Origin of the sequence: Streptomyces sp. ICBB 8177, assembly GCF_003144095.1 — a bacterium.
Taxonomy (GTDB): domain Bacteria; phylum Actinomycetota; class Actinomycetes; order Streptomycetales; family Streptomycetaceae; genus Streptantibioticus_D.
In genome coordinates, this window is record NZ_NSKH01000018.1 from 2579375 (window position 1) to 2605522 (window position 26148).

Here is a 26148-nt window from a genome sequence, read left to right on the forward strand (position 1 = left end):
GGGCGGCGGCCGGGGCGGGCGGATCGAGTCGGTGGCGGCCCATGCGCACGGCCCTCACTTCCGGGTGTCGGCTTCCCGCAATCACCCGAACGGGTGAACGCAGTTGCGGCGCGACTGTACCGAACCGGCGCCGTGACGGGAGTGAGGCGTGCGCAATTGACGGGATACGGTGGCCTCATGAACGGCTCCGCCCACACAGGTCACCAGGATGACCCGGACACCTCCGGCAGGCCCGTACGGCTGACCGCCTGGGTGCGCGGGCGGGTGCAGGGCGTCGGCTTCCGCTGGTGGACGCGCGCCCGCGCCCTGGAGATCGGCGGCCTCACCGGCTACGCGTCCAACCTCCACGACGGCCGTGTCCAGGTGGTCGCCGAGGGCCCGCGCGACGCCTGCGACCGCTTGCTGGCCTCGCTGCGCGAGGGGGCCACCCCCGGCAGGGTGGACGGCGTGACGGAGATGTGGGGCGCGCCAGGCGGCGGGTACGTGGGGTTCACCGAACGCTGAACGGCGGCGGGCCGGCGGGACGCGCTGAACGGTCGCGTCGCGCGGGCGGGACGCGCTGAACGGCGGCGGGCCGGCGGGGAAGGGCTCGCGCCCCGCGCCCTACGTCATCCATGACGTATCCACGACGTGGGGGTCCCGCCCGCGTGAGGGGCGCGCGGGCGGCGCGACCAGCCGGGAAGGGTGCCGGTGACAGCTTCCTGCGGAACCTTGCCAAACGGCTCCCGCCGTGCCAGGCTGCGGCAGCAAGGATGATCTCCGAGCCCCCGCGGGTGCCTCCGCGGCGCGTCGCGCGCCGCGTGTCGTGACGGCACGCCGGACGAGTGGGGCGTGATCGTGTTGACCGTCAAACCATTTGGTGAGACGCTGGAAGCCCCGCGCACCTTAGCTGTTCGGTCGTCTGACAAGCAACGGCAGCGGCGAAAACGGCGGGTGCGGCAGCCCCCTCACGACCCACACCGCACAGGTCGGTCACTCAGCGTGGAGGACCATCCATCATGGCAAAGGCGCTTCTCGGTTACGTCGGCGGCCCCGACCCGCGACTCCTCGCCGAGATGCGACGGCTTCAGCAGCGCGTTCAGGACCTGGAGTCCGAGCTCGTCCGGATCCAGGCCGAGAACGAAGCGCTGGTCTCGTCGCGCGAAGAGTCGCTGCTCGACAGCATTGACGTATCCCAGGCGGAGCCTGCTCTCGCTTGATCCGGTCCACGCCCCTCGGGCCGGATCAACCACGTCAGCACCGCAGATGATTCTGCAAAGGGACGCTTCGGCGTCCCTTCGTCGTTTCCGGGACGCCCCGCTCGCCGTCCGCCGTCTCCATGACTTCCGTGCCCGGCGTCCACGCACGCCTCGCGGCGTGGCCGCGCCCGCTGAGTGACACCCCCGTCGCTCGCCCCCGTTTCACCGGCGGTCACCGGGTCTTCGCCGACCCGTCCGCCGCCTTCTACCGTCTGATGTGCCCTGCGCCCTCCCCGGCGAAACCGTGGCCGAACTGTAGAGTCCGACTGCCCGGCAACCCGGAGGAGGAGAGGTCGGCGTGCACCTCAAAAGCCTGACCCTGCGAGGCTTCAAGTCCTTCGCCTCGGCCACCACCCTGCGTTTCGAACCGGGCATCACCTGCGTCGTCGGCCCGAACGGCTCCGGCAAGTCCAACGTCGTGGACGGCCTGTCCTGGGTCATGGGGGAGCAGGGCGCCAAGAGCCTGCGCGGCGGCAAGATGGAGGACGTCATCTTCGCGGGCACCACCGGCCGCCCGCCGCTGGGCCGCGCCGAGGTCTCCCTCACCATCGACAACGCCGACGGCGCCCTGCCCATCGACTACGCCGAGGTCACCATCACGCGGACGATGTTCCGCAACGGCGGCAGCGAGTACCAGATCAACGGCGACACCTGCCGCCTGCTGGACATCCAGGAGCTGCTGTCCGACTCCGGCATCGGCCGCGAGATGCACGTGATCGTCGGTCAGGGCCAGCTGGACTCGGTCCTGCACGCCGACCCGATGGGCCGCCGGGCCTTCATCGAGGAGGCGGCGGGCGTCCTGAAGCACCGCAAGCGCAAGGAGAAGGCGCTGCGCAAGCTGGACGCGATGCAGGCCAACCTCGCCCGGGTGAGCGACCTGACGGCGGAACTGCGCCGCCAGCTCAAGCCGCTGGGCAGGCAGGCCGCCGTCGCCCGGCGCGCCGCCGTCATCCAGGCCGACCTGCGGGACGCGCGGCTGCGGCTGCTCGCCGACGACCTGGTGACGTTGCGCGAGGCGCTGCGGGCCGAGGTCGCCGACGAGGCGGCCCTGAGGGAACGCAAGGACGCCGTGGAGGCCGCGGTCGAGGCCGCCGCCCAGCGGGAGGCCCAACTGGAGCAGCAGGTACGGGAGATCGGCCCGCGCCTGGCCGCCGCTCAGCAGACCTGGTACGGCCTGTCGCAACTGGCCGAACGCGTGCGTGGCACGATCGGCCTGGCCGAGCAGCGGGTCCGGCACGCCACCGGCCAACGGACCGAGGAGCGGCACGGCCGTGACCCGGAGGAGCTGGAACGCGAGGCGGCACGGGTGCGCGAGCAGGAGGCCGAGCTGACCGCCGCGCTGGAGGCCGCCCGCTACGCGCTTCAGGACACCGTCGCGCACCGCGCGGAGCTGGAACGCGCCCTGGCTGCCGAGGAAGCGCGCCTGAAGGCCGCCGCCCGCGCCATCGCCGACCGCCGCGAGCTGCTCGCCCGGCTGCACGGCCAGGTCAACGCCGCCCGCAGCCGGGCCGGCGCCGCCGAGGCGGAGATCGGCCGCCTCACCGCGGCCCGCGACGAGGCGGCGGAGCGCGCGGTGAGCGCGCAGGAGGAGTACGAGCGGCTGAAGTCCGAGGTGGAGGGCGCCGAGGCGGTCGACACCGAGCTGGAGGCGGCGCACGAGACGGCCCGGCGGGAGCTGGCCGACGCCGAGGAGGCGCTGGCCGCGGCCCGCGACGCGGCAACCGCCGCGGAACGCGAACGCGCCGCGCTCGCCGCCCGGCACGAGGCGCTGGCGCTCGGCCTGCGCCGCAAGGACGGAGGCGCCGCCCTGCTGGCCGCCGCCGGACGCCTGACCGGGCTGCTCGGTCCGGCCGCGGAACTGCTGACCGTGACCCCGGGCCACGAGGCCGCGATCGCCGCCGCCCTGGGCGCCGCGGCCGACGCGGTGGCGGTCGCCACGCCGGCTGCCGCGGCCGAGGCGCTGCGGCTGCTGCGCGAGGACGACGCGGGCCGGGCCGCGTTGCTCGTGGGCTGCGGCGAGGGGGAGCGCGCCCCGGCCCGGGCGACGGGCGCCTGCGCCGCCGCGACGGCCCAGGGCGATCGCGCCGAGGCACCCGCGCCGCCCGCCCCCCGCGCCCCGGAGCCCCGCCCGGCCTCCGTCGGTGTTCCCCATCAGAGCCCGGCGGCCCCGGAGGCGCCCGGCGCCGTTCCCGCCGCCGAACTCGTCACCGGGCCGCCCCAGTTGCTGCCCGCGGTGCGCCGTCTGCTGCGCGACACCGTGGTCGTCGCCGATCTCGCCGCCGCGCAGGAGCTGGTCGCGGACCGCCCGCAGGCCGTCGCGGTGACCGCCGACGGCGACCTGCTCGCGGCGCACTTCGCGCACGGAGGCTCGGCGGGCGCGCCCAGCCTGCTGGAGACCCAGGCCGCCGTGGACGAGGCCGCCGCGGGCCTGGAGCGCCTCGCGACCCGTTGCGCGGCGCTCGCCGAGACGCAGGCCGCCGCGAAGGAGCGCCGCGCGGCGGCCGCCCGCCAGGTCGACGACCTCGCGGCGCGGCGCCGCACCGCGGACAAGGAGCGGTCCGCCGTCGCCCAGCAGCTCGGCAGGCTCGCCGGTCAGGCCCGCGCCGCGGCGGGTGAGGCCGAGCGCACCGCCGCCGCCGTCGTACGGGCCGAGGAGGCGCTGTCGCGGGCGAGCGGCGAACTGGCGGAGCTGGCGGGGCGGTTGAGCGAGGCCGAGGAGGAACCCGCCGAGGAGGAACCGGACACCGCCGCCCGCGACCGGCTCGCCGCCGACGGCGCCAACGCCCGCCAGACCGAGATGGAGGCGCGGCTGCAACTGCGTACCCACGAGGAGCGGGTGAAGGCGCTGGCCGGGCGCGCCGACTCGCTGGACCGCGCGGCCCGGGCCGAGCGCGAGAACCGGGCCCGAGCCGAGCGCCGCAAGGCCCGGCTGGCCCACGAGGCGCGCGTCGCCTCGGCGGTGGCGTCCGGGGCCCGCGGGCTGCTGGAGTACGTGACGGTCTCGCTGGAGCGCGCCGAGCGGGAGCGCGCCGCGGCCGAACACGCCAAGGCGGAGCGCGAGGCGGCGCTCGCCGCGGAACGGGACGCGGCCCGCGGCTGGAAGTCCGAGCTGGACAAGCTGACCGACTCGGTCCACCGCGGCGAGGTGCTGGGCGCGGAGAAGCGGCTGCGCGTCGAGCAGTTGGAGGCCAAGGCGCTGGAGGAGCACGGCATGGAGCCGGCCGGCCTGATCGCCGAGTACGGCCCCGACCAGCCCGTCCCCGCCCCGCTGCCCGCCGAGGGCGAGCAGCCGCACGCGGAGGCTCCGCAGGCCGAAGCGGAGGAGGAGACGCCGACGCGCCCCTACGTGCGCGCCGAGCAGGAGAAGCGCCTGAAGGCCGCCGAGCGCGCCTACGCGCAGCTGGGCAAGGTCAACCCGCTGGCGCTGGAGGAGTTCGCGGCGCTGGAGGAGCGGCACAAGTTCCTCACCGAGCAACTGGAGGACCTGAAGAAGACCCGCGCCGACCTGCTCCAGGTCGTCAAGGAGGTCGACGAGCGGGTCGAGCAGGTCTTCACCGCCGCGTACCACGACACCGCGCGGGAGTTCGAGGGCGTCTTCTCGCGTTTGTTCCCCGGGGGCGAGGGCAGGCTGGTGCTCACGGATCCGGACGACATGCTGGCCACAGGCGTGGAGGTCGAGGCGCGGCCGCCGGGCAAGAAGGTCAAGCGGCTGTCGCTGCTGTCGGGTGGCGAGCGGTCGCTGACCGCGGTGGCCCTGCTGGTGTCGATCTTCAAGGCCCGGCCGAGTCCGTTCTATGTGATGGACGAGGTCGAGGCGGCGCTGGACGACACCAACCTGCAACGCCTGATCGGGATCATGCGTGAGCTCCAGGAGAGTTCGCAGCTGATCGTGATCACGCACCAGAAACGGACGATGGAGGTCGCCGATGCCCTGTACGGCGTATCGATGCAGGGTGATGGTGTCTCGAAGGTGATCAGCCAACGGCTCCGGGAGAGCGGCAAGCGCCCCGCCTGAACGGGCCCCGCGCCTTGGCCGCGTCCGTCCGATGGCCGATGGCATGCACCGCGATCTTCAACATGTGAACGCCGAGTGATGCGTCCTGTGTCCAAACAGACACCTGACCTCCTATTGACTTCGAAACTTGAACGCATAGCCTCTGAAACGTCGTTTCAACCTTCGACGGATGGTCGAGTGGTGACGGTCGGTGGATCGCCTGACACTCGAGATCCAGGCCCACACACCGCAGGGCTCACCGACGAGCCCCAGGAGTTCACCTTGACCAGCACACGACCAGGCGTGACGCCGGGTGGCCCGCAGGCCGCCACCGACCACCTCGGGCACGTCGTCTTCATCACCGCGGCGGCCGCCATGGGCGGTTTCCTGTTCGGCTACGACAGCTCCGTCATCAACGGCGCCGTGGTCGGCATCCAGGGCAAGTTCGGCATCAGCCACAGCCTGCTCGCGCAGGTCGTCGCCGCCGCGCTGCTCGGCTGCGCGGTGGGCGCCGCGCTGGCCGGACGGATCGCCGACCGCATCGGCCGTATCTGGGTGATGCGCATCGCCGCGGTGCTGTTCACCATCAGCGCGGTCGGCTCAGCCCTGCCGTTCGCCGTGTGGGACCTGACCATGTGGCGGGTGATCGGCGGCTTCGGCATCGGCATGGCCTCGGTGATCGGCCCCGCCTACATCGCCGAGGTCGCGCCGCCCGCCTACCGCGGCAGGCTCGGCTCGTTCCAGCAGGCCGCGATCGTCGTCGGCATCGCCATCTCGCAGCTCGTCAACTACGGCATCCTGCAGATGGCCAACGGCGACCAGCGCGGCAAGCTCGGCGGCCTGGAGGCCTGGCAGTGGATGCTGGGCGTCATGGTGGTGCCCGCCGTGCTCTACGGCCTGCTGTCCTTCGCCATCCCCGAGTCGCCGCGCTTCCTGCTGTCGGTCGGCCGGGACGACGCCGCCAAGAAGGTGCTCAGCGAGGTCGAGGGCGCCGGCACCGACCTGGACGCCCGCGCCGAGGAGATCCGGCACGCGATGCGCCGGGAGCACAAGTCCACCTTCCGCGACCTGCTCGGCGGACGGGGCGGCTTCCTGCCGATCGTGTGGATCGGCATCGGGCTGTCGGCCTTCCAGCAGCTGGTCGGCATCAACGTGATCTTCTACTACTCGTCGTCGCTGTGGCAGTCGGTCGGCATCGACCCGACGAGCTCGTTCCTGTACTCCTTCACCACGTCGATCGTGAACGTGATCGGCACGGTGATCGCGATGCTCTTCGTGGACAAGATCGGCCGCAAGCCGCTGTCGATCATCGGCTCGGTCGGCATGACGATCTCGCTGGCGCTGGCCGCCTGGGCGTTCTCGTACAAGACCGGGCACGGCAGCAACATCCACCTGCCCAACACCCAGGGCACGGTGGCCCTGGTCGCCGCGCACAGCTTCGTGCTGTTCTTCGCGCTGTCGTGGGGCGTCGTGGTCTGGGTGCTGCTCGGCGAGATGTTCCCCAACAAGATCCGCGCCGCCGCGCTGGGCGTCGCCGCCTCCGCGCAGTGGATCGCCAACTGGGTGATCACCGTCAGCTTCCCGACGCTGTCCGACTGGAACCTGTCCGGCGCGTACGTCATCTACTCGTGCTTCGCGCTGCTGTCGATCCCCTTCGTCGTCTTCCTGGTCAAGGAGACGAAGGGCAAGTCCCTGGAGGAGATGGGCTAACACCCCGCCGCCCGCTCCTCCAGCCCGCTGCCCCGGCCCGGCCGCCGTCCCCGGCCCCGAGCCGGGGCAGCTCATCGCCGTCACAGCGAGACGGCAACGGCGCGGCCCGGGGCCGCGAGCGGTGCGATTCCGCCCGCGGCCCCGGGCCGCGCCGTTCGTCCGCCCGCCGGGGCTCAGACCGTGGCGGCGGCCTCGGTCACCTCGGCCGGCTCCGCGGCAGGGGTGCGCGACGGGCGGCGCCGGGGCAGCACGCCGTACAGCACCGCCGAGACCACGATGGTCACCGCCCAGCCGAGGCCGTTGCGGCCGGGCCAGCTGGACGCCAGCGGGCCGGAGAACCAGGAGATCGAGGTGAAGCACAGGCCGCAGGCCAGCCCGGCCGCCCACGCGGTCATCGCCTGCCAGGCGAAGCCGCCCTTGTACCAGTAGGCGCTGGAGCGGGAGGTGTCCATCAGCGCCTTCGCGTCATAGCTCCTGCGGTGCAGCATGTCCACGCCGAACACGCCGATCCACGCCGAGAACGAGACCGCCAGCAGCGTCAGGAACGAGATGAACGAGCTGATGAAGCTGGTCGCCACGATCATCAGCAGCGAACCGAAGACCAGGCTGATCACCGCGTTGACGCTCACCGCCGCGGCGCGCGGGATGCGGAAGCCCAGGGTCTGCGCGGTGAAGCCGGCCGAGTACATCGACATGCTGTTGATCAGCAGCATGCCGATCAGCGCGATCAGCAGGTACGGCACCGAGATCCAGGTCGGCAGCAGCTTGCCGATGAACGAGACCGGGTCGGTGGCCGACGCCAGGTCCGGCGTGCCGACCGCCATCACCGCGCCCATCAGCACCAGCGGGACCACCACGATCCCGGCGCCGCCGACGGTGTTGCCGACGATGCCCTTGTCGGACGCCCGGCGCGGCAGGTAGCGGGCGAAGTCGGCGCCGGAGGGCGCCCAGCTGATGCCGCCCGCCGCTATCGTGCCGACGCCCGCGATCAGTGCGGCGGTGCTGCCGCCCGGCCGCGAGAAGACCTGCGACCAGTGGGTGTGCCCGACCAGGTAGACCAGCACCGCGACGCTGAACGCGCCGAACAGGTACGCCGACCACTTGTTGCACAGCAGCAGCACGGTGCGGCCCATGCCGGAGACGGTGAAGGTGCAGCCGACGAAGAACAGCAGCGTGACGACGATCAGCACCGTGTTGCTCTTGATCCCGAACAGCAGGTTCAGGATGGTCAGCACCGCGTAGGCCCCGGTGACCGCGTTGATCGTCTCCCACCCCCAGCGGGCGATCCAGGTGACCGCGCCGGGGAAGAGGTTGCCGCGCTGGCCGAAGACCGCCCGCGACAGCGTCATGCCCGGGGCGCCGCCCCGCTTGCCCGCGATGGCCAGGAAGCCCACGATGCCGTAGCTGGCGACCGGGGCGAGGATCGCGACCAGCAGTACCTGGTAGAAGTTCAGGCCGTTGGAGACCACCAGGCCCGCGCCCATGGTGAGCAGCAGCACGCTGATGTTCGCGGCGACCCAGGTCGGGAAGAGTTCACGGACACGGCCGCGTCGCTCGCTGTCGGGAACGGGCTCGATGCCCCGGGTCTCTATGGCGCTGCTCGCCTCGCCGGCGCGCGTGTGGTCCATGGCGGAGGTACTCCGGAGGAAGGGGAAGGCGGTGGAACCGCGGAGCGGAACAATGCTGCCGCGCATGATCTACGCGCGTCACGGCCCCAGGATCATATGCGCCTGAACAAAACGTCAACCGTGAGCTTTGTCCCATTGTGCCGGATCTCCCGCCGTCACCACGAGTCCCGGCCCGGCGACCCGGCCCACCGCCGCGCCGCCTGCGCACGGCGCGGCCGGGCCGTGGCCGATACTGGAGGGCGTTATGGAAACCGTCATCCTTGCTGTAGTCATCGCCCTGGTCGCGGTCGGCGCGCTCAGCGGTCTCGTGATCGGCAGCCGCCGTAAGAAGCAGCTGCCGCCCGCGCCGCCGTCGTCGGCAGAACCGAGGATCACCGCCCCTCCGGCCGAGCCCCACGTCGGCGAGGACGCGGAGACCCCACGTGACGAACCTCGCAGGACCATCGAGGAGGTGGGCCTGCCGGAGGCCCCGGTGGTCACCCTGCCGCCGGAGGCCGAGGAGCCCGAGGCCGCCGCCGCGCCGCCGGCCGTCGAGGTCCCCGAGCCCGCCGCGGGCCGCCTGGTGCGGCTGCGCTCCCGGCTGTCGCGGTCGCAGAACACCCTCGGCAAGGGCCTGCTGGCCCTGCTGTCGCGGGAGCACCTCGACGAGGACACCTGGGAGGAGATCGAGGACACCCTCCTGACCGCCGACGTCGGCGTCGCCCCCACCCAGGAACTCGTCGAGCGGTTGCGCACCCGGGTACGGGTCCTGGGCACCCGCACCCCGGCCGAACTGCGCACCCTGCTGCGCGAGGAGCTGCTGACGCTGGTCGGCACCGACCTCGACCGCACCCTGCACACCGAGAGCGTGACCGACAACCCGGCCGTGCTGATGGTCGTCGGCGTCAACGGCACCGGGAAGACCACCACCACCGGCAAGCTCGCCCGGGTGCTGGTCGCGGACGGGCGCAGCGTGGTGCTGGGCGCGGCGGACACCTTCCGGGCCGCCGCCGCCGACCAGTTGCAGACCTGGGGCGAGCGCGTCGGCGCCCGCACCGTGCGCGGCCCCGAGGCCGGCGACCCGGCGTCGGTGGCCTTCGACGCGGTGAAGGAAGGTATCGCCGAGGGCGCCGACGTCGTGCTCATCGACACGGCGGGCCGCCTGCACACCAAGACCGGCCTGATGGACGAGCTGGGCAAGGTCAAGCGGGTCGTCGAGAAGCACGGTCCGGTCGACGAGGTGATCCTCGTCCTGGACGCCACCACCGGGCAGAACGGCCTGGTCCAGGCCCGCGTCTTCGCCGAGGTGGTCGACATCACCGGCATCGCCCTGACCAAGCTGGACGGCACCGCCAAGGGCGGCATCGTCGTGGCCGTCCAGCGCGAACTGGGCGTACCGGTCAAGCTGGTCGGCCTGGGTGAGGGCCCGGACGACCTGGCGCCGTTCGAGCCGGAGGCGTTCGTCGACGCGCTGATCGGCGACTGAGTCCGCGCGGGACCCGTGCGGACCCAGGACGGGTAAGGGGTGCTCACCGTGGGCGAGCACCCCTTACCCGTTCCCGTAGGCGCTCAGAAGGCACGGCACCCGTCCCGTAGGGGCTCAGGAGCGCACGGGCAGCCCGTGGCGGTGGCACACGTACGCCAGCGTCCCGAGCAGCAACCGGGCCTCCGGCGGCTGGCGGTCGGGGGAGGGAGGGCGCAGCCAGCGGACCGGGCCGAGCCCGCCGAGGTCGGAGGGCGGCGCGGTCACGTAGTCGCCCCGGCCCAGGCAGCGCAGGTCGAGACCGGTGTCGTCCCAGCCCATCCGGTACAGCAGGCTGGGCAGCTCCGCGGCCGCGCCCGGCGCCACGAAGAACTGCGCCCGGCCGGTCGGGGTGGCCAGCACGGGACCGAGTCGCAGGCCCATCCGCTCCAGCCGGACCATCGCCTGGCAGCCCGCCTCCTCGGCCACGTCCAGCGCGTCGAAGGAGCGCCCGGCGGGCAGCAGCACCGCGGCGCCCGGTGTCTCGTCCCACGCCTCGGCGACCCGGGCCGGCGAGGTGCCCGCCGGGATCTCGGAGGCGAAGCGCAGCGGGTGCGCGCCCGGCGCGGGGCAGCCGGGGTCGCCGCAGCTGCACTCGCCGCGCACCGCGCGGGCGCCGGGGGCCACCACCCAGCCGTACCGCCCGGTGTACTCCGCGACCGTGGCGCGCACCGAGGTACGGGTACGGCGGCGGGTGCCGGGCGCGATGTCCCGGATCTCCCGGAAACTGCCGATCGTGAAGCCCATGTCACCTCCAACACTCCTAAGGGGCCGTTGGTTACGTAATCGGCCGATAACCCCTGGGAACTGACGGGTCGTCCGGGGGCGGGACGGGCGGCGGGGTGGCGTACCGCCGCACCCGGGGTCGCGCGCCCCTCGTCACGCGCCGCCGAACGCTCCCCTCCGCTCCGGCCCGGTCGCCACGTGTCAAGTGAATCGCGCGCGACGGAGGAAGAGTTCATCCGCGGGGGTGGCGAATGGTGGCGTTTCCACGTCCGCCCTCGCCGGACGGGTGATCGGGGGGTTACTTTCGGTTCACCGGCCCTCGGGGCCGGTACGCCCGGCGGGTATGCCAACGGCACTCCCCGCACACGTATTCGGCAACCAGGGTTGACGGATGGTGCGACAGGACCGCCAACCGGCGGCATGCTGAAGGCAGTTGACGGGGCGCCGAGGCGGCTGGGCAGCACAGCACGGGTGGCAACGGCACGGGGACACAGAACAGGGAGGCGTTCCGGGTGGGCGGCACCGACGACACCAGCGGCGGCACGAACGGCGGCGCGGGCGGGGGCAGCGAGAAGCAGGCCAACGCCAAGCTCGGCTCGTGGTTCGTACGCAGCGGCTGGTCGAAGGGCGAGCTGGCCCGGCAGGTGAACCGCAGGGCCCGGCAGATCGGCGCCACCCACGTGTGCACCGACACCTCCCGGGTGCGGCGCTGGCTGGACGGCGAGCAGCCCCGCGAGCCCATCCCGCGCATCCTGTCCGAGCTGTTCTCCGAGCGCTTCGGCGCGGTGGTCGCCATCGAGGAACTGGGCCTGCGCACCGCCCACCAGCCGCCCGCCACCTCCGGCGTCGACCTGCCGTGGGCGGCGCCGCAGACCGTCGAGATGATCAGCGAGTTCTCCCGCAGCGACCTGATGCTGGGCCGCCGCGGCTTCCTCGGCGCCTCCCTCGCGCTGTCGGCCGGGCCCGCCCTCGTGGAACCGATGCAGCGCTGGCTGGTGCCCACCCCCGGGAGCGGCGCGCCGCAGGGCCCCCTCGCCGCGGTCCCGGCCGCCCGGGGCTCCCGGCCGACCCGGCTGTCCGGCCCGGAGCTGGACCTGCTGGAGAGCACCACGGTGATGTTCCGCCAGTGGGACGCGCAGTGCGGCGGCGGCCTGCGGCGCAAGGCGGTCGTCGGCCAACTCCACGAGGTCACCGACCTGTTGCAGGAGCCGCACCCGGCGCCGGTGGCCAAACGCCTGTTCCGCGTCACCGCCGAACTGGCCGAACTGGCCGGGTGGATGAGCTACGACGTCGGCCTTCAGCCCACCGCGCAGAAGTACTTCGTGCTCGCGCTGCACGCCGCCAAGGAGGCCGGCGACCGCCCGCTCGGCGCCTACGTGCTGTCCAACATGAGCCGCCAGATGATCCACGTCGGCCGCCCCGACGACGCCCTGGAGCTCATCCATCTCGCGCAGTACGGCAGCCGTGACTCCGCCACCGCCACCACCCAGGCGATGCTGCACGCGATGGAGGCGCGCGCGTACGCCAGTCTCGGGCAGGTCAACAAGTGCCACCGAGCGGTGCGGATGGCCGAGGACGCCTTCAGCGACTCCCTGCCCGCCGAGGACCCGGACTGGATCCGCTTCTTCTCCGAGGCCGAGCTGAACGCGGAGAACGCCCACTCCTACCGCGACCTCGCCTACGTCGCCGGGCGCAGCCCCACCTACGCCTCGCTCGCCGCGCCGGTGATGAGCCGGGCCGTCGAGCTGTTCGCCGCCGACCCCGAGCACCAGCGCTCCTACGCCCTCAACCTGGTCGGCATGGCCAGCGTCCACCTGCTCAAGGCCGAGCCGGAGCAGGCGTCCGACCTGGCCGGACGGGCCATCGACGTCGCCAAGAAGGTCCGTTCCGAACGGGTCAACACCCGCATCCGCAAGACCGCCGACGCGGCGCTGCGCGACTACGGCACGGTGGCCGAGGTCATCTCGCTGCGCGACCGGCTCCGCACCGAACTGCCCGACGACGCCCAGGCGGCGGCCCGAACGGCCGTCTGAGCCCCAGACCCGCCCGTAAGCCCATCCCCGCGCTCCGGCCGCGGTGTCCTGCCGATCACGCCCGAACTGGCTCTCCCACGCCACGGTTCGACGCAGGACGCCGCGGCCGGTTCTCCCCGCCGCCGCCTCGCACGGCTCTTTCGCGCCGCGCGCGCCTCACTCCCTCACCCCACGCGCCCAGCTCGTCCCGCTGTGCCCCGGCCTGCACCGGCGCACCCGGTGGCGTGCGGCGGTTCACCTCGCCGTAACACGGCGGCCGCCTTCGTCACGCCCGCGAAACACCGTGCTGCGACGCAGGAAACCCGGCTGCGTCAGTCTCGTGGCGAAAACCGGCCCATCAGCTCCATCCCCTCGCGGGCCGTCCGACGACGAGGAGACGCCGATGCCAGCAGGCATCATGACGACGCTTGCCGCCGACAAGCCCGTCCTTGACACGGGCCATACCGCGTTCATGCTGATCAGCGCCGCCCTGGTACTGGTGATGACCCCCGGGCTCGCCTTCTTCTACGGCGGCATGGTGCGGGTCAAGAGCGTGCTCAACATGCTGATGATGAGCTTCGTCTCGATCGCCGTCATCACGATCCTGTGGGTCCTGTACGGCTTCACCGAGGCGTTCGGCACCGACCACGGCGGCGTCATCGGCGGTACCGACTGGCTGGGCCTGCGCCACATAGGCATCACCCAGCTGTGGCCCGGCTACGGCATCCCCGTCTACGTCTTCGCCGCCTTCCAGCTGATGTTCGCGATCATCACCCCCGCGCTCATCTCCGGCGCCCTCGCGGACCGGGTGAAGTTCTCCGCCTGGACGCTCTACATCGCGCTGTGGGCGACGCTGGTGTACTTCCCCGTCGCCCACTGGGTCTGGGGCGCGGGCGGCTGGCTGCTGAAGTTCGGCGTCATCGACTTCGCGGGCGGCACCGCCGTCCACATCAACGCCGGTGCCGCCGCGCTCGGCGCGATCCTGGTGATCCGCAAGCGGGTCGGCTTCGGCAAGGACCCGATGCGGCCGCACAACCTGCCGCTGGTCATGCTCGGCGCGGGCCTGCTGTGGTTCGGCTGGTTCGGGTTCAACGCGGGCTCCTGGCTCGCCGCGGACGGCGTCGCGGGCGCCGCGTTCGTCAACACCCAGGTCGCCACGGCCGCCGCGATGCTCGGCTGGCTCGGCTACGAGAAGATCCGGCACGGCTCGTGCACCACGCTGGGCGCCGCCTCCGGCGCCGTGGCGGGCCTGGTCGCCATCACCCCGGCCTGCGGGTCGGTCTCCCCGCTCGGCTCGATCGGCCTGGGTATCGTCACCGGCGTGATCTGCGCCTGGGCGGTGGGGCTGAAGTTCAAGCTGGGCTTCGACGACTCCCTCGACGTGGTCGGCGTCCACATGGTCGGCGGCATCGTCGGCTCGCTGTCGATCGGCCTGCTGGCCACCGGCGGCGTCGGCCAGACCGCCAAGGGCCTGTTCTACGGCGGCGGCTTCGCGCAGTTGGGCAAGCAGTGCGTCGGCGTGGTCTGCGTGTTGGTGTACTCGCTCGTGATCTCCGCGATCCTCGCCAAGGTACTCGACCTGGTGATGGGCTTCACCGTGAGCGAGGACGACGAGGTGTCGGGCATCGACTCCGCCGAACACGCCGAGACCGGCTACGACTTCGCGGGCGTCGGCTCCGCCGCCCGCCTGCTGCCGGCGCTCACCGGTGCGGCCACCCCCGCCTCCCGCCGAAACGACGACAATCGGCCCGCCGGACCGGCCGGGCCCAAGGCCCCGAAGGTTGACGCATGAAGCTCATCACCGCGGTCATCAAGCCGCACCGGCTGGACGAGGTCAAGGACGCGCTGCGGGACTTCGGCGTGGCCGGCCTGACCGTCACCGAGGCCAGCGGCTACGGCCGCCAGCGCGGCCACACCGAGGTCTACCGGGGCGCGGAGTACACCGTCGACCTGGTGCCGAAGATCCGGATAGAGGTGCTGGTGGAGGACGCGGACGCCGACGAGCTGATGGACGTGGTGGTCAAGGCCGCCAGGACCGGCAAGATCGGCGACGGGAAGGTGTGGAGCGTGCCCGTCGAGACGGCGGTACGGGTCCGCACCGGCGAACGAGGGCCGGACGCGCTGTGAGGCCGGGGTCTCCCGCGAGCCCGGACGCGCTGTGAGACGGGACGAATTCGAAGCGGCGCGGCGCGAGCGTGGCGGCATGGACCGCTACGCGGTCGCGCTCGCTCCGGGCCGCGCGCGACCCGCTCGCTCCGGACCGCGCGCGACCCGCGATCGCTCTGCGGCGCGCGTGGCCGCAAAGACCTGAAGTCCGCCGTAGGGGGCCGCGTTGGGAGACCGGATGACCGAGCACACCGAGACATCGGCCCCCTCCTGCCCGCCCCGCGGCGCGGCGGGCTCCGGCTACGCGGCGGACCGGCTGGCCCTCCTCGCCGAGGACGTGCGGCCCGGGCCGTCGCGCCGCCGCGAGCTGGCCGCCCTCACCGACGCATGGCTCGCCCGGCTCTTCACGCCCGCCGTCCCGGGCACCGCGCTGGTCGCGGTCGGCGGCTACGGGCGCGGGGAGCTGTCCCCGCGCAGCGACCTCGACCTGCTCCTGCTGCACGACGGCTCGGCCCTCGCGGCCGAGGTCTCCGCCCTCGCGGACCGCGTCTGGTACCCGGTGTGGGACCTCGGTCTCGACCTCGACCACTCGGTGCGCACCCCCGCCGAGGCCCGGGCGACCGCCCGCGACGACCTCAAGGCGCAGCTCGGCCTGCTCGACGCCCGGCACCTCGCGGGCGACGAGGAGCTGACCGCCTCGCTGCGCACCGCCGTGCTCGCCGACTGGCGCGACCAGGCGCCGCACAGGCTGCCCGAGCTGCACGAGATGGGTGCCGAACGGGCCGCGCGGCAGGGGGAGCTGGCGCACCTGCTGGAGCCCGACCTGAAGGAGGCGCACGGCGGCCTGCGGGACGCCACCGTGCTGCGCGCGGTCGCCGCCTCCTGGATCGCCGACGCGCCCCGCCAGGGACTGGACGCCGCCCGCACCCGGCTGCTCGACGCCCGCGACGCCCTCCACCTGGTCACCGGCCGTGGCACCGACCGCCTCGCGCTCCAGGAACACGACCAGGTCGCCGCCCGCCTCGGCCTGCTGGACGCGGACACCCTGCTGCGCGAGCTGTACGAGGCCGCCCGCACCATCGCCTACGCCAGCGACGTCACCTGGCGCACCGTGGAGCGGGTGCTGCGCTCGCGCACCCGCCGCCCGCGCCGCCTCGGGCTGCTGGGCCGGGGACGCGGTGAGGCGGCCGCCGTGGAGCGCGTGCCGCTGGCCGAAGGCGTCGTGGAGCACGACGGCGAGGCGGTGCTGGCCCGGGCCGCCCGTCCGGAACGCGACCCGGTCCTGCCGCTGCGAGCCGCTGCCGCCGCCGCGCAGGCCGGACTGCCGCTGTCGCCGCACGCGGTGCGCGCGCTGGCCGCGGCCCCGCCGCTGCCCGAACCCTGGCCCGCCGAGGCGCGCGAGGCACTGGTGACGCTGCTGGGCGCCGGACAGGCCACGGTGCCGGTGTGGGAGGCGCTGGAGGCGGAGGACCTGGTGACCCGGCTGCTGCCGGACTGGGAACGGGTGCGGTGCCGCCCGCAGCGCAACGCGGTGCACCGCTTCACCGTCGACCGCCACCTGGTCGAGACCGCGGTGCGGGCCAGCGAGCTGACCCGCCGCGTCGAGCGCCCCGACCTCCTTCTCATCGGCGCCCTGCTGCACGACATCGGCAAGGGATGGCCCGGCGACCACTCGGTGGCCGGCGAGGTGATCGCCCGCGACGTCGCCTCCCGCCTCGGCTTCGGGCGCGCGGACGCCGACACGCTCGCTGTGCTGGTCCGCCACCACCTGCTGCTCGTCGAGACCGCCACCCGCCGCGACCTGGACGACCCCGCCACCGTCGCCTCCGTCGCCGAGGCGGTCGGCTCGCGCGGGACGCTCGACCTGCTGCACGCCCTCACGGAGGCCGACGCGCTCGCCACCGGCCCCGCCGCCTGGAGCACCTGGCGGGCCCGGCTCGTCGCCGACCTGGCCGCGCGGGCCACGGACGCGCTGGACGGCCGCCCCGCGCCCGGCCCGGACCCGTCGGCGTCCGCACCGGACGCGCTCACCGCCGACCAGGAACGCCTCGCCGTGGAGGCCGCGCGCACCGGCGGCCCTGTGCTGACCCTGCGCTCCGAGACCGCCTCCAGGGCCCGGGAGGCCGACGGCGCCCCTGGCGGGCCCGACGACCCCGGCACCGAGCCGGTCGGCGCCGAACTGCTGCTCGCGGTGCCGGACCGCCCCGGCCTGCTGCCCGCCGCGGCCGGACTGCTGGCGATGCACCGGCTGACCGTGCGCGGCGCCGACCTGCGCACCTGCGACCCGATCGACGCGGGACCGGTGACGCTGCTGAGCTGGCGGGTGGCGGCGGAGTACGGGCCGCTGCCGCAGGCCGCCCGGCTGCGCGCCGACTTCGTCCGCGCCCTGGACGGCTCGCTGGACATCGCCTCCCGGCTGGCCGAACGAGAGGCGGCCTACCCCCGGCGGCGCGGGGTGCCGGCGCCCCCGCCCCGGGTCACGGTGGCGCCGGACACCTCGCGGCTGGCCACCGTGATCGAGGTCCGCGCCCACGACGCCCCCGGGCTGCTGTACCGCATCGGCCACGCCCTGGAGGCGGCGCGCGACGTCACCGTGCGCGCCGCCCGGGTCAGCACGCTCGGGGCGGACGCCGTGGACGTCTTCTACCTCGTCGGCCCGGACGGCGCCCCGCTGGACCGGGACCGCGCGGCCCAGGTGGCGCGCGCGGTCGAGAAGGCGCTGGCCTGAGCCCGTACGAATCCCCTCGCGTCCTCCGCGTCTCGCGCCGCCGCACTACGTACCGGAATTCACGACGCGGCACGGCGGCGAAAACGGGAACGCGAATTCACCGCCCGGCTGACAGGAATGCCGGACGGTGAATTCGTACAAGAGGCAGATCATGCGGTGCCGTGCGGCGGTCCCTGCGCCGTCACGGCCCCACGTCCCGCCGTCGCCCCGGACGGGCGGCGGTCAGCGCACCCGCAGCACGGCGGTGGTCGAGCGCACCACCTTGGTGCCCTTGACCACGAACAGCCCGGCGCCGCGCGCACCGGTGTGACGCACGTGCTTCCAGTGCCGGTTGCCGCAGTGCCGGTGGTGCCTGCCGTGGTCCCCGCGGTGGCTGACCGGCGCCGGGTGGTGGCCGGCCTCGGCGGCACTGGCCGTGGCGGCGGTGCCCGAGACCACCGCGAGCGAGGCGACCGCGGTGACCAGTCCGCGCTTGAGGGCGAGCTTCATCGTCGTCATTCCTTTCCGGGCCGGACTTTCCGGCACGAAGCGGATGTCTGTCCCGGAAAAGCCGTCCGATAACCACCCAGAGGACTCCCTGAAGTGAAATGCGGAGAAGTCGCGAAATGCGCTGTCCGGGTGGCCGCGGGGAGTCGTTAAGTGAATTCTCATCCCGTTCATCGGGAATCCTCATTCACGGTCATACGGAAGGCGGTCGGCGGCCGTCCCGGGCGGAGTACGCCCTTACGCCGCCCCTACCGGGCCGCCCGCCGCGGCCGATCGCCCGAGATCACCCGGTCGGCCCCCGCGCGGGCGCCCGTACCGCCGTGCAGACCGCACCCGGACCGGCCGGATACCCTGGGGGACGACCGATGCCCGCCCCCCGACACGAGGATCCGCGACCGCCGTGTTCGACACTCTTTCCGACCGCCTCGCAGCGACGTTCAAGAACCTGAGGGGCAAGGGCCGCCTGTCCGAGGCGGACATCGACGCCACGGCGCGTGAGATCCGCATCGCGCTGCTGGAGGCGGACGTCGCGCTGCCCGCGGTGCGGGCGTTCATCAAGCAGGTCAAGGAGCGGGCGCTCGGCGCCGAGGTCTCCCAGGCGCTCAACCCCGCCCAGCAGGTCATCAAGATCGTCAACGAGGAGCTGATCGGCATCCTCGGCGGCGAGACCCGCCGCCTGCGGTTCGCCAAGAACCCGCCGACCGTGATCATGCTCGCCGGTCTCCAGGGCGCGGGCAAGACCACGCTGGCCGGAAAGCTCGGCCGCTGGCTGAAAGGCCAGGGCCACGCGCCGCTGCTGGTCGCCTGCGACCTCCAGCGCCCGAACGCGGTCAACCAGCTGTCCGTCGTCGCCGAGCGCGCGGGCGTCGCGGTCTACGCCCCCGAGCCGGGCAACGGCGTGGGCGACCCGGTCAAGGTCGCCGAGGACTCCGTCGAGTACGCCCGCTCCAAGCAGTACGACGTGGTCATCGTCGACACCGCGGGCCGCCTGGGCATCGACCAGGAGCTGATGCGGCAGGCCGCCGACATCCGCGACGCGGTCCGCCCCGACGAGATCCTCTTCGTCGTCGACGCCATGATCGGCCAGGACGCGGTCAACACCGCGCAGGCCTTCCTCGACGGCGTCGGCTTCGACGGCGTGGTGCTGTCCAAGCTCGACGGCGACGCGCGCGGCGGCGCCGCGCTGTCGGTGGCGCACGTCACCGGCAAGCAGATCATGTTCGCCTCCAACGGCGAGAAGCTGGACGACTTCGACGCGTTCCACCCGGACCGCATGGCGTCCCGCATCCTCGGCATGGGCGACATGCTCACGCTGATCGAGAAGGCCGAACAGACCTTCTCGCAGGCCGAGGCCGAGAAGATGGCCTCCAAGCTGGCGTCGAGCAAGGGCAAGGACTTCACCCTCGACGACTTCCTGTCGCAGATGGAGCAGGTCCGCAAGATGGGCTCCATCTCCAAGCTGCTCGGCATGCTGCCCGGCATGGGCCAGATCAAGGACCAGATCAACAACCTCGACGAGCGGGACGTGGACCGCACCGCCGCGATCATCAAGTCGATGACCCCCGGTGAGCGCCAGGACCCGACGATCATCAACGGCTCGCGCCGGGCCCGTATCGCACGCGGCTCCGGTGTCGAGGTCAGCGCCGTCAAGAACCTCGTCGAGCGGTTCTTCGAGGCCCGCAAGATGATGTCGCGGATGGCGCAGGGCGGCGGGATGCCCGGCATGCCCGGCATCCCGGGCATGGCAGGCGGTGGCGCCCGCAAGAAGAAGCAGGTCAAGCAGGCCAAGGGCAAGCAGCGCAGCGGCAACCCGCAAAAGCGCCGCGCCGAGGAGGCCGCCGCGGCGGCCCGCCGCGAGCAGCAGTCCGGCGGCGCCTTCGACCTTCCCGCGGGCAGCGACGGCCAGAATTTCGAACTGCCCGACGAGTTCAAGAAGTTCATGGGCTGAGCCGGCCCGTGACCGACGGCAGCCCGAGAAGAAGCCCCGCCCGCGACGCGACCCCGACGGGACCTCGATGAGAGTCCACATCCGCCCGCCGCGGCCCTCCGACGTGCCCGCCTACGCCGAGGCCGTGCTGCGCTCCGCCGACCACATCGGCACGTGGAACCCCGTCGAGCCGGACGGCCTGCCGGACCTGCTGCGCCGGCAGGGCCCGGCGATGCGCAGCTTCCTGGTGATCGACGACGAGAGCGGCGGCATCGTCGGCAAGTGCAACGTCACCAACATCGTGCGCGCCCGGTTCGGCAACGGTGTCCTCGGCTACGACTCCTACCTGCCGTTCGCGGGCACCGGGCGGATGACCGAGGGGATGCGGCTGGTCGTGGACCGCTGCTTCCAGGACATGCCCGACGGGCTCGGGCTGCACCGGCTGGAGATCAACGTCCAGCCGGGCAACGACCGGTCCATCGCGCTGGCGAAACGCCTGGGCTTCCGCCACGAGGGCTTCTCCCCGCGCATGCTCTACCTGAAGGGCGCCTGGCGCGACCACGAGCGCTTCGCCCTGACCGCCGAGGAGTGGCCCGGCGCCTGAGGCGCGAGGCGGTCGGGGGGAGGCCGTACGGCCCCTGACGCCCCGCGCGGCCCGGGGCCTGCGGGCGTCCCGCGCGACTGTCGGTGTCATTACGTATGGTCGAGCCATGACCAACGCCGTACCGCCCCGCCAGGACCCGGAGCAGCCGTGGCGCTCCGAGGGCGCCCCGCCGCCCCGGCCGCCCCGGGGTCCGCGGCGCGGCATCGGCGTCTGGGGCGGCATGATCGTCGCCGCGATCGCCGTGTTCCTGATCACGGACCTGCTCCTGTCCGTCTTCGGCGGCAGCAGTACGCGATCGGTGCCGTACACGGAGTTCAGCAAGGAGCTGTCGGCGGGCAACGTCACCAAGATCTACGCCAAGGGCGACGCGATCCAGGGCGAGCTGCGCAAGCCCGCCCGGGTCCCCGGCGGCAGCGGCACCTACCGCGAGTTCAGCACGCTGCGGCCGTCGTTCGCGAACGACCCCGTCTGGTCCGAGCTGACCAAGCACGACGTCACCGTCACCGCGGAGCCGGTGGTCCAGCAGCGCAGCTTCCTCGCCAACCTGCTGATCTCGCTCGCCCCGATGCTGGTGCTGGTCGTCCTGTGGGTGCTGATCGCCCGCAGGATGGGCGGCGCGCTGTCCGGTGGGCTCGGCGGCCTCGGCCGCAAGGCGCCGCCCAAGCCGGTGGTGCCCGGTGAGGACAGCAGGCGCACCACGTTCGAGGACGTGGCCGGCATCGACGAGGTCGAGGCGGAGCTGAGCGAGGTCGTCGACTTCCTCAAGCGCCCCGACGCCTACCGCAGGCTCGGCGCCCGCATGCCGCGCGGCGTGCTGCTGTCGGGCCCGCCGGGCACCGGCAAGACGCTGCTGGCCAGGGCGGTGGCCGGCGAGGCGGACGTGCCGTTCTTCTCCGCCTCGGCGTCGGAGTTCATCGAGATGATCGTCGGCGTCGGCGCGGGCCGGGTGCGCGAGCTGTTCGCCGAGGCCCGCAAGGACGCGCCGTCGATCATCTTCATCGACGAGATCGACACCATCGGGCGGGCCCGCGGCAGCGGGGGCGGGCTCGGCGGCCACGACGAGCGCGAGCAGACCCTCAACCAGATCCTCACCGAGATGGACGGGTTCTCCGGCTCCGAGGGCGTCGTCGTGATCGCCGCCACCAACCGCGCCGACGTCCTGGACCCGGCGCTCACCCGCCCCGGCCGCTTCGACCGCACCGTCTCCGTCAGCCCGCCGGACCGCGGCGGCCGCGAGGCGATCCTGCGCATCCACACCCGCGAGGTGCCGCTCGCCCCCGACGTCGACCTCGCCCAGGTCGCCCGCACCACCCCCGGCATGACCGGCGCCGAGCTGGCCAACCTCACCAACGAGGCCGCCCTGCTCGCCGTCAAGCGGGACCGCGACGACGTGGGGCCCGGCGAGCTGTCCGACGCGCTGGAGAAGGTCCAGCTCGGCGCGGAACGCCCGCTGGTGATGCCGGAGGAGGAGCGCCGCCGCACCGCCTACCACGAGAGCGGCCACGCGCTGCTGGGCATGCTCCAGCCCGGTGCCGACCCGGTCCGCAAGGTCACCATCGTGCCGCGCGGCCGCGCCCTGGGCGTCACGCTCTCCACACCCGACGCCGACCGCTACGCGTACACCGAGCCGTACCTGCGCGGCCGGGTCATCGGCGCGCTGGGTGGAATGGCCGCGGAGCAGACCGTCTTCGGCGTCGTCACCACCGGCGCGGAGAGCGACCTGGAGCAGGTCACGAACATCGTGCGCGGCATGGTCGGCCGGTGGGGGATGAGCGAGCGCATAGGCCGGCTGACCGCGCTGCCGCAGGACGCGCAGCAGGCGTACGGCCTGTCGGCGGCGCCCGCGACGCTCGACGCGGTCGACGCCGAGATGCGCCGGATCGTCGACGAGTGCTACGAGGAGGCGCGCCGCCTGCTCACCGCCCACCGGCCCCAACTCGACGCCCTGGCCGCCGCGTTGCTGGAACGCGAGACGCTGGAGGAGGGCGAGGCGTACAGCACGGCGGGCATCCCCAGGCTGACGAAGCCGGAGGACTGACGGCCCGCCGGACCGGGCCGCGCCGCCGCGCCCGCCGGACCGGGCCGCGCCGCTCCGTACGTCAACGCCCTGCGCACGCCGTCACGTTCGGGCGATGACGTACCGAAGGACGTTCTCCATCCGTACCGTGCCGTCCCCGGCGCGGTACGGGTGAAGGGCCTCCGTCAGCTCCTTCTCCGTCTGCACGCGGTCCGCCGCAGCGATCGCGGCGTCGAACACGCCGGTGGCGATCAGGCCGCGCACCGCGCTGTCGAGATCGGCGTAGCCGAACGGGCAGCGCACCCGGCCCCCGCCGTCCGGCCGCAGACCCGCCGCCCGGCACAGCCCCTCCAGGTCGTCGCGCCCGGCGACCTCGGCCGCCGGACCCAGCACCCCGGCCGTGGCGCAGCGCTCCGGCGGACCCCACCCGGCGACCACCACCGCCGCGCCCCGCCGGGCCAGCCGCGCCGCCGCCGTCAGCTCCGCGCCCCTTCCGGCGGCCGGGGCGAACGGGTCGAAGGCGGTCACCACGGTGAACGCGGGCGCGGCCGGATCCGCCGCGGCGCCCGCCCCGCCCTGCGCCAGCCGCACCGCCGGGTGCGCCGGCAGCCGGTCACGCGCCAGCGCGAGCCGCCGCTCGTCGTGGTCCACCCCGGTCACCGCAGCGCCCCTGGCCGCCGCCAGCAGCAGCGCGAGCCCCGTGCCGCACCCCAGCGCCAGCAGCCGGGTATGCGTGCCCACGGCCAGCCGCTCGTACACCGCCTCGTACAGCGGCACCAGCATCCTCTCCTGGATCTCCGCCCAGTCCCTCGCGCGTCCGGCGTCCGCGTCGGCCTGCGCCGCGGGTCCGCCGACCCAACCGGGCCTGCCGGGTACCAGCGTGGGTGTCATCGAACCGCCTCACTCCGCTCCGTGCGGGTTGTGTGACCCCCCGCAACCAGACAACCCGGCAACCGACCGGTAGTCCAGAGTCCGTACGGGTGGGGTTCGGCGAGCCGCCGGTGACCTGGCGGGACCGGACGGATTCACACCCGGTGCCCGGTGCCCCGTACGATCGGCGCCATGGCAAAGGCTCCCGTGCTCACCCCCCAGGCGGACGACTTCCCGCGCTGGTACCAGGACCTGATCAACAAGGCCGAACTGGCCGACAACGGCCCGGTACGCGGCACGATGGTGATCCGCCCGTACGGCTACGGCCTGTGGGAGCGCATGCAGCAGGAGATGGACGCGCGCATCAAGGACGCGGGGGCCGCCAACGCCTACTTCCCGCTGTTCATCCCGCAGTCGTACCTGACCCGCGAGGCCGAGCACGTCGAGGGCTTCGCCCCGGAGCTTGCGGTCGTCACGCACGGCGGCGGCAAGGACCTCGAAGAGCCCGTGGTGGTCCGGCCCACCTCCGAGACCATCATCAACGAGTACTTCTCCAAGTGGGTGCAGAGCTACCGCGACCTGCCCCTGCTGATCAACCAGTGGGCCAACGTGGTCCGTTGGGAGATGCGCCCGCGCGTCTTCCTGCGCACCACCGAGTTCCTCTGGCAGGAGGGCCACACCGCGCACGCCACGTACGAGGACGCCCGCGACTACGCGGCCCGCATCCACCGCCACGTCTACGGCGACTTCATGACCAACGTGCTGGCCATCGACGCGGTACTCGGCCGCAAGACCGCCAAGGAGCGGTTCGCGGGCGCCATCAACACCCTCACCCTCGAATCGATGATGGGTGACGGCAAGGCCCTCCAGATGGGCACCAGCCACGAGTTGGGCCAGAACTTCGCCAAGGCCTTCCACACCCAGTACCTGTCCAAGGACGGCGAGCAGGAACTGGTCTGGCAGACCTCCTGGGGCACCTCGACCCGCATGGTGGGCGGTCTGATCATGTCGCACGGCGACGACAACGGCCTGCGGGTGCCGCCGCGGCTCGCGCCCGTCCAGGTCGTCGTGCTCGCCATCAAGGGCGACGACGCGGTGCTCGCCGCGGTCCGCGAGACCGGCAACCGGCTCAAGGCCGCCGGGCTGCGGGTCCAGGTCGACGACCGCACCGACACCCCGTTCGGCCGCCGCGCCGTCGACTGGGAGCTCAAGGGGGTCCCGGTCCGCGTGGAGATCGGCCCGCGCGACCTGGAGAACGGCACCGCGATGCTCGCCCGCCGCATCCCCGGCGGCAAGGAGCCGGTGGCGGTCGGCGAGTTGGCCGAGCTGCTGCCGAAGGTGCTGGAGGAGGACCAGGCGCTGCTGCTCGCCCAGTCCCGCGAGCGCCGCGAGTCGCGTACGGCGGACGTGCGCACCATCGCGGAGGCGGCCGAGGCGGCGGCGGCCGGCTGGGCCCGTATCCCGTGGTCCGACCTCGGCCCCGAGGGCGAGGCCGAGCTGGCGGAACAGGGCGTCACCGTGCGCTGCCTGGTCGCCGAGGACGGGTCGGTGCCGGAGGCGGACGACGCACCCGGTAACGTCGCGATCGTCGCGCGGGCGTACTGAGGCGCCAGGGTCGCGCCGGGCGGCCGGGCGGCGCGTCCTCGCGCCCGGGGCGCCGGTGCGTGAGGGAGCGCGGAGGGGGCGTGCGCGTCCGGCGGTACGCCCCGACTTGTTGACGCTTGCACAGCTTGTCCACAGACATCCGCACCCGCCCTCAGTCGGATGCATGAGCCCGAACTGACGAGTACGTGCAAATTATTTGGGATGCCCTGGAATCGGAACACCAGGGCACCTCCCCTCGTTGTCACGACGTGAGCACGACACCACCTGTCCTCGCCGCCGAGCTGGCAGCCGCGTGGGCCGACATTCAGCGGCACCACCCCGAACTGCCGGATCTGGCCGCCCCCGAGTCCCTGATCGGAGAGTCCTCGTCCGCCTGCGGCACCGAACTCTCCTTCGAACGGCTGCTGCACGAGGCCGTGCACGGCATCGCCGCCGCCCGCGGCGTCCGTGACACCTCGCGTGCCGGCCGCTATCACAACCGCCGCTTCCTGGCGATCGCCGACGAGCTGGGCCTCGACCACTCCGAGGAACCGCATCCGAGCAGTGGCTTCTCGCTCGTCGTCCTGCGCCCGGACACCAGAAGGAGGTACCGGCCGACCATCGAACGACTTCAGCGCGCGCTCAAGGCGCACGTCGTCGCCACCACCGCCGACACCGCCCGCACCTTCCGCGGACCAGCCGCCCGGCACGGCTCGTCCGGTGGAGGGGTGAGGGTCAAGGCGGTCTGCGACTGCGGGCGCAACGTCCGGGTCGTCCCCTCGGTGCTGGAACAGGCGCCGATCATGTGCGGCAAGTGCGGTCAGCCCTTCCGCATCCCGGAGGTGGTCGGCGCGGCGTGAACGCGTGAACGCGAGGCGGTCGGCTCGGCTTGACAGTCGTATCGGGGGCATGACAGTCGGGTGCGGGGCCGGCCGTCCCGTATGGCAGAATGGTCAGCTGAGCACTCGGCAGCCGTGCAGGACCCCTCTCTCCTTCGGCTGACGCGTCCGTCGGGCA

18 protein-coding genes are annotated in these 26148 nt (G+C 73.2%); 14 read left to right on the plus strand and 4 right to left on the minus strand.

Annotated features, from left to right (window positions below; translation table 11 throughout):
- The first annotated feature begins 177 nt into the window (after positions 1-177).
- The 4 genes from CK485_RS20110 to CK485_RS20125 all read left to right on the plus strand — a co-directional run bounded on the left by CK485_RS20110 (position 178) and on the right by CK485_RS20125 (position 6942).
- A complete protein-coding gene (locus tag CK485_RS20110) occupies positions 178-504 on the plus strand; it encodes an acylphosphatase (RefSeq protein WP_109452496.1) in 327 nt (108 codons plus the stop codon).
- Positions 505-998: 494 nt separating this feature from the next.
- Positions 999-1199 carry a hypothetical protein gene (locus tag CK485_RS20115; RefSeq protein WP_109452498.1) on the plus strand — a complete coding sequence of 67 codons (201 nt, stop codon included), beginning with the start codon at positions 999-1001 and terminating at the stop codon, positions 1197-1199.
- Between the two features lie 337 nt (positions 1200-1536).
- Complete coding sequence (locus CK485_RS20120; RefSeq protein ID WP_109452500.1) at positions 1537-5253, plus strand: AAA family ATPase; 3717 nt, start codon at positions 1537-1539, stop codon at positions 5251-5253.
- 261 nt (positions 5254-5514) lie between these two features.
- The gene (locus CK485_RS20125; protein ID WP_199239400.1) at positions 5515-6942 is read left to right on the plus strand and encodes a sugar porter family MFS transporter; all 1428 of its coding nucleotides are present in this window, start codon (positions 5515-5517) and stop codon (positions 6940-6942) included.
- A gap of 173 nt (positions 6943-7115) precedes the next feature.
- Here the strand turns inward: CK485_RS20125 and CK485_RS20130 are convergent, their stop codons facing one another.
- On the minus strand, positions 7116-8570 hold the full coding sequence (locus tag CK485_RS20130; protein WP_109452504.1) for a cytosine permease: 1455 nt from the start codon (positions 8568-8570) through the stop codon (positions 7116-7118).
- Positions 8571-8814: 244 nt separating this feature from the next.
- Here CK485_RS20130 and ftsY point away from each other — a divergent pair, with 244 nt between their 5' ends.
- Positions 8815-10035 (plus strand): signal recognition particle-docking protein FtsY, encoded by a 1221-nt coding sequence (gene ftsY, locus CK485_RS20135; RefSeq protein WP_109452506.1) that lies wholly within the window; start codon positions 8815-8817, stop codon positions 10033-10035.
- Between the two features lie 114 nt (positions 10036-10149).
- Here the strand turns inward: ftsY and CK485_RS20140 are convergent, their stop codons facing one another.
- The gene (locus tag CK485_RS20140; RefSeq protein WP_109452508.1) at positions 10150-10818 is read right to left on the minus strand and encodes a bifunctional DNA primase/polymerase; all 669 of its coding nucleotides are present in this window, start codon (positions 10816-10818) and stop codon (positions 10150-10152) included.
- A 491-nt stretch (positions 10819-11309) separates the two neighbouring features.
- On the opposite strand from CK485_RS20140, the gene CK485_RS20145 reads away from it, so the two are divergent.
- The 4 genes from CK485_RS20145 to CK485_RS20160 all read left to right on the plus strand — a co-directional run bounded on the left by CK485_RS20145 (position 11310) and on the right by CK485_RS20160 (position 17643).
- On the plus strand, positions 11310-12830 hold the full coding sequence (locus CK485_RS20145) for a hypothetical protein (RefSeq protein ID WP_109452510.1): 1521 nt from the start codon (positions 11310-11312) through the stop codon (positions 12828-12830).
- 382 nt (positions 12831-13212) lie between these two features.
- Positions 13213-14601: an ammonium transporter gene (locus CK485_RS20150; protein WP_109452512.1), complete on the plus strand. Its 1389-nt coding sequence runs from the start codon at positions 13213-13215 to the stop codon at positions 14599-14601.
- Positions 14598-14936 carry a P-II family nitrogen regulator gene (locus CK485_RS20155; RefSeq protein WP_109452514.1) on the plus strand — a complete coding sequence of 113 codons (339 nt, stop codon included), beginning with the start codon at positions 14598-14600 and terminating at the stop codon, positions 14934-14936. The genes CK485_RS20150 and CK485_RS20155 overlap by 4 nt, the downstream gene beginning before the upstream one ends.
- 217 nt (positions 14937-15153) lie before the next feature.
- A complete protein-coding gene (locus CK485_RS20160; RefSeq protein WP_109452516.1) occupies positions 15154-17643 on the plus strand; it encodes a [protein-PII] uridylyltransferase in 2490 nt (829 codons plus the stop codon).
- A 222-nt stretch (positions 17644-17865) separates the two neighbouring features.
- Here the strand turns inward: CK485_RS20160 and CK485_RS20165 are convergent, their stop codons facing one another.
- Complete coding sequence (locus tag CK485_RS20165; RefSeq protein ID WP_109452518.1) at positions 17866-18132, minus strand: hypothetical protein; 267 nt, start codon at positions 18130-18132, stop codon at positions 17866-17868.
- A gap of 397 nt (positions 18133-18529) precedes the next feature.
- Between CK485_RS20165 and ffh the strand changes: the two genes are divergently transcribed.
- The 3 genes from ffh (at position 18530) to ftsH (ending at position 22698) form a co-directional block, all read left to right on the plus strand.
- Positions 18530-20077 carry a signal recognition particle protein gene (gene ffh / locus CK485_RS20170; RefSeq protein ID WP_109452520.1) on the plus strand — a complete coding sequence of 516 codons (1548 nt, stop codon included), beginning with the start codon at positions 18530-18532 and terminating at the stop codon, positions 20075-20077.
- A gap of 67 nt (positions 20078-20144) precedes the next feature.
- A complete protein-coding gene (locus tag CK485_RS20175) occupies positions 20145-20660 on the plus strand; it encodes a GNAT family protein (protein ID WP_109452522.1) in 516 nt (171 codons plus the stop codon).
- Between the two features lie 106 nt (positions 20661-20766).
- Positions 20767-22698: an ATP-dependent zinc metalloprotease FtsH gene (ftsH, locus tag CK485_RS20180; protein ID WP_109452524.1), complete on the plus strand. Its 1932-nt coding sequence runs from the start codon at positions 20767-20769 to the stop codon at positions 22696-22698.
- Positions 22699-22779: 81 nt separating this feature from the next.
- Here the strand turns inward: ftsH and CK485_RS20185 are convergent, their stop codons facing one another.
- A complete protein-coding gene (locus CK485_RS20185; RefSeq protein ID WP_109452526.1) occupies positions 22780-23568 on the minus strand; it encodes a methyltransferase domain-containing protein in 789 nt (262 codons plus the stop codon).
- 171 nt (positions 23569-23739) lie between these two features.
- Here CK485_RS20185 and proS point away from each other — a divergent pair, with 171 nt between their 5' ends.
- Positions 23740-25152: a proline--tRNA ligase gene (gene proS, locus CK485_RS20190; RefSeq protein ID WP_109452527.1), complete on the plus strand. Its 1413-nt coding sequence runs from the start codon at positions 23740-23742 to the stop codon at positions 25150-25152.
- A gap of 248 nt (positions 25153-25400) precedes the next feature.
- Positions 25401-25991 carry a hypothetical protein gene (locus tag CK485_RS20195; RefSeq protein ID WP_109452529.1) on the plus strand — a complete coding sequence of 197 codons (591 nt, stop codon included), beginning with the start codon at positions 25401-25403 and terminating at the stop codon, positions 25989-25991.
- The last annotated feature ends 157 nt before the right edge of the window (positions 25992-26148 follow it).